The 6,494-nt window shown below is 69.7% G+C and carries 7 protein-coding genes; 4 read left to right on the top strand and 3 right to left on the bottom strand.

Going from position 1 to position 6,494, the window contains the following annotated elements; all coding sequences use genetic code 11:
* Window positions 1-287: 287 nt before the first annotated feature.
* Entirely contained in the window at window positions 288-689 is a 402-nt protein-coding gene (locus tag A5787_RS09490) for a DUF3040 domain-containing protein (RefSeq protein WP_066965097.1), read from the bottom strand.
* Window positions 690-1,015: 326 nt separating this feature from the next.
* Between A5787_RS09490 and A5787_RS09485 the strand changes: the two genes are divergently transcribed.
* Both A5787_RS09485 and A5787_RS09480 read left to right on the top strand, forming a co-directional pair.
* Window positions 1,016-1,627 (top strand): N-acetyltransferase, encoded by a 612-nt coding sequence (locus A5787_RS09485; RefSeq protein WP_066965096.1) that lies wholly within the window; start codon window positions 1,016-1,018, stop codon window positions 1,625-1,627.
* A 95-nt stretch (window positions 1,628-1,722) separates the two neighbouring features.
* Window positions 1,723-2,370: a DUF3153 domain-containing protein gene (locus A5787_RS09480; protein ID WP_066965117.1), complete on the top strand. Its 648-nt coding sequence runs from the start codon at window positions 1,723-1,725 to the stop codon at window positions 2,368-2,370.
* Here A5787_RS09480 and A5787_RS09475 read toward each other — a convergent pair.
* On the bottom strand, window positions 2,367-3,251 hold the full coding sequence (locus tag A5787_RS09475) for a mycobacterial-type methylenetetrahydrofolate reductase (RefSeq protein ID WP_066965115.1): 885 nt from the start codon (window positions 3,249-3,251) through the stop codon (window positions 2,367-2,369). The genes A5787_RS09480 and A5787_RS09475 overlap by 4 nt on opposite strands.
* A gap of 201 nt (window positions 3,252-3,452) precedes the next feature.
* On the opposite strand from A5787_RS09475, the gene idsA2 reads away from it, so the two are divergent.
* Window positions 3,453-4,511 carry a bifunctional (2E,6E)-farnesyl/geranyl diphosphate synthase gene (gene idsA2 / locus A5787_RS09470; RefSeq protein WP_066965095.1) on the top strand — a complete coding sequence of 353 codons (1,059 nt, stop codon included), beginning with the start codon at window positions 3,453-3,455 and terminating at the stop codon, window positions 4,509-4,511.
* Window positions 4,512-4,515: 4 nt separating this feature from the next.
* Window positions 4,516-6,051, top strand: coding sequence for an alpha-(1->6)-mannopyranosyltransferase A (locus tag A5787_RS09465; protein ID WP_066965093.1), 1,536 nt, complete (start codon window positions 4,516-4,518; stop codon window positions 6,049-6,051).
* On the opposite strand, the gene A5787_RS09460 is transcribed toward A5787_RS09465, so the two are convergent.
* Window positions 6,038-6,442 carry an Rv2175c family DNA-binding protein gene (locus A5787_RS09460; protein ID WP_066965090.1) on the bottom strand — a complete coding sequence of 135 codons (405 nt, stop codon included), beginning with the start codon at window positions 6,440-6,442 and terminating at the stop codon, window positions 6,038-6,040. The genes A5787_RS09465 and A5787_RS09460 overlap by 14 nt on opposite strands.
* Window positions 6,443-6,494: the final 52 nt, after the last annotated feature.

The following is a 6,494-nucleotide window of genomic DNA, read 5'->3' as shown; positions in this document are numbered from 1 at the left end:
CCCCCGGCGTCGGGGCGCGGGGGCCCGGACCGGCGCATCCCCCCCCGCGCCCGGCCCCAGTGGGGCCGGTGGGGCATGACCCAGATCCGCGGAACTCGATTGGGGATCGATCGGGAGTCAGACGGGACTCGACGCCCGCGCGCTCAGCGGGCGAACACCCCGAGCGTGCAACCATGGCGCCGAAACTGCGCCCAGATCGCGGAAACGACGCGACTACGCGCGCTCGCCGCAGTCTCGGGCATGAAAAACGGGGCAGCCGCGGCGGCTACCCCGGGCGGTTGCGGTTCCTACTCGTCGAAGCGCCGGCGGAACCGGTCCTCCATGCGGCTGGTGAACGAGCCACCGCCCTTGTTGCGGCGCTGACGGGCCGACCCGGACACCGGCCCGGAACGGTCCGCCCTGCCGGCCAGCCGCGGCCCGGTGATCGCATAGACCACGCCGGCGAACATCACGATGAACCCAAAAACGCTGAGGATCGGGAAAGTTCCGATCATCGTGGCTTTGAACGCCACCCCGGAAACCAGCATTGCCAGGCCGATGACGAACAACGCCGCGCCCTGCAGGCGCCGCCGCGCGGTCGGCGCGCGGAACCCTCCGCCACGGACGCTCGACGCGAATTTGGGGTCTTCCGCGTACAGTGCGCTCTCGATCTGATCGAGCATCCGCTGTTCATGATCGGAGAGTGGCATTCGTCCCTCCTTGCCGACAGTTTGGCACGTAACTATCGATAGCACGCGGATGCCCGTGGTAAAGGCAACTAACACAAATGATACGAGGTCAATCTGCGCTGTACCACAGGTTCGGCAGCGATTCTATCCCGGCCGCACCCCGGCACCGGCGCGCCCCACAACCCCGGTGGGCGGCGACCCGCATGCCACGGCGGCGAGTCCGCGGGCCCCTGCAGGCCCCTGTCGCGACCGCTCGGCGCGGCGAGTGCGACCGCGTCGGATAATGGCGACAGCGGCACGGGGCCGGACCAATACCTGAAGCCACCGGATGAGGAGGGCACCGCGAGTTGGCGATATTCCTCATCGATCTGCCGCCGAACGATATGGAGCGCCGCCTCAGTGACGCCCTCCGGGTCTATGTCGAAGCGATGCGATACCCGCGGGGCACCGAGAACCAGCGCGCCGCCATGTGGCTCGAGCACATCCGGCGCCGCGGGTGGCAGGGCGTCGCCGCCGTAGAAGCCGAGGCAGCCGGGGCGCCCGGCGGGCCACCACCGCCGGCCGCCGACCTGAGCAACGCCCCGCTGCTCGGCGTGGCTTACGGCTATCCCGGGGCGCCCGGGCAGTGGTGGCAGCAGCAGGTGGTGCTGGGGCTGCAACGCGGCGGCTCGCCGCCCGCGGAGATCGCCCGGTTGATGAACAGCTACTTCGAGCTGACGGAGTTGCACATTCACCCGCGCGCGCAGGGCCGCGGGCTCGGCGAGGCGCTGGCCCGCCGCTTGCTCGCCGCGCGCGAGGAGAAGAACGTGCTGCTCTCCACGCCGGAGACCAACGGCGAACCCAACCGCGCCTGGCGGCTGTACCGCCGACTGGGCTTCACCGACGTCATCCGCGGCTACCACTTCGCGGGGGACCCGCGCGCGTTCGCGATCCTGGGCCGCGCGTTGCCGCTTCAGTGACGCGGATCTGGCACGATGACCTCGTGCACGCCAGCCCTCCCCCGCTTCGAGCCCGCGGGTTCACGCCGCGCCGGCGCCGCCTGCTGGCCATCGCGATGCTGCTGCTCATCGTGCCCCTGGCCAGCGGCTGCCTGCGGGTCCGGGCGTCGCTGACGATCTCGCCCGACGATCTGGTCTCCGGTGAGGTCATCGCGGCGGCCAAGCCGAAGACCCCCAAGGACTCGGGTCCCCAGCTCGACACCAACAACCTGCCGTTCAGCCAGAAGGTGGCGGTGTCGAACTACGACAGCGACGGCTACGTGGGGTCGCAGGCGGTGTTCTCCGACCTGACCTTCGCCGAATTGCCGCAGCTGGCGAACATGAACTCCGACGCCCAGGGCGTGAACCTGTCGCTGCGCCGCAACGGCAACCTGGTGATCCTGGAGGGCCGCGCCGACCTGACGTCGGTGACCGACAACGAGGCCGACGTCGAGCTGACCGTCGCCTTTCCCGGCGTCGTGACCTCCACCAACGGCGACCGCGTCGAGCCCGACGTGGTGTCCTGGAAGCTCAAGCCGGGCGTGGTGACCGCCATGACGGCCAACGCCCGCTACACCGACCCCAACACCCGCAACTTCACCGGGGCGGGCGTGTGGCTGGGCATCGCGTCCTTCGCCGCGGCCGGCGTCGTGGCGCTGCTCGCCTGGATGAGCCGCGACCGCTCGCCGCGGTTCACCGCGCCGCGCGACCAGACGCCCAGCTAAGGCGACCAGTAGGAAAGCATCTCCGCGAAGGTGTGGAAGGCGGGCCCGGAAACCCCGTAGGTCGCCTCGAAATGGATGCTCAACGGGAAGCCGAGCTCGGCCACGCCGTCGATCACCCGTTTGTACAGGTCGACCATGAGCTGGCGCTTCTTGTCCGGTTCGCTGGCGGCCAGCCGTTTGACGAACTCCTGCTCGCCGGCCACCGCGGCGTTGCCGGGGTCCTGGATCAGCCAGTTGATCAGGCCGACGCGGCTCTCCACCTTCGGCACGAAGCCGAAGGACAACAGGATTTCGGGGCGGTGATCGGTGTTGCTGGCGAAGTCGGTCAAAAAGCCCACGATCGCGTCGGAATACAGCAGCTGCGTCATGCCGTACGTCGCGCCCTGGTTGCATTTGAAGTTCAGCCGGCCCTGTTCGCCCTCGCGGGTGGGGATCACGATCACGCCGCGGTTGCTCACCAGCTCGCGATAGATCGACAAGGCGTCGGTCGGCGCGACGCCCGAGCCTTCGCCGTCGTTCATCGTGCGCGGAACACCGACGAAGACGACGCCTTCCATCCCGGCGTCGCACAGGTCGCTGAGCCGCTGGCGCAGCGACGCCTCATCCATGAATGCGGTGACCTGCGTGCACAGCCCCTGGAACCCGGGCAGCTCCGGCTTGATGATCGACCAGAAGTCCAGCACATCCAGCTTCTGCTTCATCGGGACGGGCCGATCGTCGTCCTCGGCGATCATGCCCGGGATCATCACGTGCCGGATCCGGCCCTCGAGGCCGAATTCGGCCGAGTACCGCACCACTTTCGTCGCGTCCTCGAGCGCGCGCTCCTTGCCGTCTTCGACGTTGGGGGGCACCAACTCGAGCGCGATGGTGTTGAGGCTCACGCGGCTCCTCTCCTTGCCAGCCGGGCCGCGCTGCGTCACGCAGCGCCCGGGCACCCTCGCCAGCATAGGGGCGGGATAGTGAGGCAGTCGAAGCAACTGGGGGCGCGGAAGCCACCTAAACTGTCGGCCCTAGAGACATACCGAGCAGAAAGGGGCGCCGCGCTGAGCCCAAAAGCCGCACCCGCAGCGGCAACCGTCGAGTTGACCGGCGCCGTCACCGAGGAACTTCGGCGGTACCTGCACGACCGGCGCGCCCAGAGCGCCCACATCAGCTCTGAAGGCGCCGAATTCGACGTCCTGATCGCGGCGCTGGAAGATTTCGTGCTGGGCGGGGGCAAGCGGCTGCGTCCCGCGTTTGCCTACTGGGGCTGGCGGGCCGTGGCGACCGGGGAGCCCGATCCCGAAGCGTTGCTGCTGTTTTCCGCGCTGGAGCTGCTGCACGCCTGCGCGCTGCTGCACGACGACGTGATCGACGACTCGTCCACCCGGCGCGGCAGGCCGACGACCCACGTCCGCTTCGCGGCGCTGCACCGCGACCGGGGCTGGCGCGGCTCGTCCGAGCGGTTCGGGACCTCGGCGGCCATCCTGCTCGGCGACCTCGCGCTGGCCTGGGCCGACGACATCGTCTCGGGCCTCGAGTTGGCGCCCGACGCCCGGCGGCGCGTCCGCCGGGTGTGGGCCGACATCCGCACCGAGGTGCTCGGTGGGCAATACCTCGACATCGTCGCCGAGGCCAGCGCCGCGGAGTCGATCGCCTCGGCGATGAACGTCGACACCTACAAGACCGCCTGCTATACCGTGGCGCGGCCGCTGCAGCTCGGGGCGGCCGCCGCCGCGGACCGACCCGAGGTGCAGGCCGCCTTCGCCGAGTTCGGGACGGACCTCGGCGTGGCGTTCCAGCTGCGCGACGACGTGCTCGGCGTCTTCGGGGACCCGGAGGTCACCGGCAAGCCGTCCGGCGACGACCTGAGGTCCGGCAAGCGAACCGTGCTGCTGGCCGAGGCGCTGGAGCTGGCGGACAAGTCGGATCCCTTGGCGGCCAACCTGTTACGCACCGCCATCGGCGCAGTGTTGACCGACGCCCAGGTGGGCGAACTGCGCGGGGTCATCGAGTCGGTGGGCGCGCTGGCCGCCGCCGAGCGGCGCATCGCCGCGTTGACCGACCGGGCGCTGGCGACGCTCGCGGCCGCGCCCATCAACGCGGCCGCCAAGGCGGGGCTGGCCGAGCTGGCCACGCTGGCCACGAATCGGTCCGCCTGAGCCGATGAGCACCCCGTCGACCCCGACACCCACCCCGACCGACGATTCGTCGACCAAAAGATCTCTGGCTCAACATGTTTCACGGCTGACCGCGTTCTCAGCGACCCCGGAGGGGCGCCCGGCGAAGCTGGGCTTTTTGGGCTCGGTGCTGATCACGCTGGGGGGGCTGGGCGCAGGCAGCACCAAGCCGCACGACCCCCTGCTCGAGGCGCTGCACCTGTCCTGGCTGCGCTTCGGCCACGGGCTGGTGCTGTCGTCGATCGTGTTGTGGGCGGGCGTGGGCCTCATGCTGATCGCGTGGGTGCGCCTGGGCCGGCTCGCGCTGGCGGGCCACGCGACCGAGTTCACCATGCGGGCGACCACCGGCTTCTGGTTGGCGCCGCTGCTGTTGTCGGTGCCCGTCTTCAGCCGCGACACCTACTCGTACCTGGCGCAGGGGGCGCTGCTGCGCGACGGCTTCGACCCCTACGCGGTGGGTCCGGTAGCCAACCCAAACGCGTTGCTGGACAACGTGAGTCCCATCTGGACCATCACCACCGCCCCGTATGGGCCGGCGTTCATCCTGATCGCGAAGCTGGTCACGCTGGTGGTCGGCAACCACGTGATTGTCGGGACGATGCTGCTGCGCCTGTGCATGTTGCCCGGGTTGGCACTGCTGATCTGGGCCACCCCGCGACTGGCGCACCACCTGGGCACCAACGGCGCACTGGCGCTGTGGATCTGCGTGCTGAACCCGCTGGTGCTCATCCACCTGATGGGCGGGGTGCACAACGAGATGCTGATGGTGGGCCTGATGGCCGCCGGGATCGCGCTGACCTTCCAGGGGCGTCACGTCCTCGGCGTCGTGCTGATCACCGTGGCGATCGCGGTCAAGGCCACCGCCGGGATTTCGTTGCCGTTCCTGGTGTGGGTGTGGATGCGGCATCTGCGGGACCGCCGGGGATACCGCACCGCCCCCGCGTTCCTGGCGGCCACGGCGATATCGGTGCTGACCTTCGCCGTGGTGTTCGCCATCTTGTCGGCCGTGGCCGGCGTCGGGCTGGGGTGGCTGACCGCGCTGGCCGGGTCGGTGAAGATCATCAACTGGTTGACGGTGCCGACCGCGGTCGCCAACCTGATCCATGCCCTCGGCAGCGGGTTCTTCGCGGTCGACTTCTACGCCACGCTGCGAATCACCCGCCTCGTCGGCATCGCGGTCATCGCGGTGTCGTTGCCGTTGCTGTGGTGGCGGTTCCGGCGCGACGACCGCGCCGCACTGGCCGGCATCGCGTGGTCGATGCTGATCGTGGTGCTGTTCGTCCCGGCCGCGCTGCCCTGGTACTACTCCTGGCCGCTGGCGGTGGCCGCGCCGCTGGCCCAGTCCCGGCGGGCGGTCGCGGCCATCGCCGGCCTGTCCACCTGGGTCATGGTGATCTTCAAGCCCGACGGATCGCACGGCATGTATTCGTGGCTGCACTTTTCGCTCGCCACCGCGTGCGCGCTGGCCGCCTGGTACGCGCTGTACCGGACGCCCGAGACCGAATCGGTCAGTACGCCATAGCCTGCGCGCGCCGCACGACTTCCCGCGCCTGATGGGCGTGCAGCGCGTCGACGGGACGGGCGTTGCTGATGGCGTCCCGGGTGCCGTCGCGCGTGACCGTCAGCGAAGGGTCGGGGGTGAACAGCCAGCGCATGATCTCGGTCTCGTGGTAACCGCCGTCGTGCAGGATCGTCAGCAGCCCCGGCAGGCTCTTGACCACCTCGCCGGAATTCGTGAAAAACACCTGGGGTACCACCACACCGCCGCCGCGCTTCACCGCGGCCAGGTGCCCCTCCCGCAGCTGCTGCTGGACCTTGCTGACCGACACACCGAGCAACTCCGCGACCCGGGGCAGCTCGTAGATGGGTTCGTCGGGGTCTAGCACGTCGTCCCCGGCCGGAACACTGCTCATCGCGCCAGTGTAGGCCCAGCTTCGCGCGTCGGACGGGCGTTCTGAGCCCGAT

The organism is Mycobacterium sp. 852002-50816_SCH5313054-b (genome assembly GCF_001667185.1).
Lineage (GTDB): Bacteria > Actinomycetota > Actinomycetes > Mycobacteriales > Mycobacteriaceae > Mycobacterium.
Note: the sequence above shows the minus strand (reverse complement) of the source record. Positions and strands in the feature narration are given on the sequence as shown.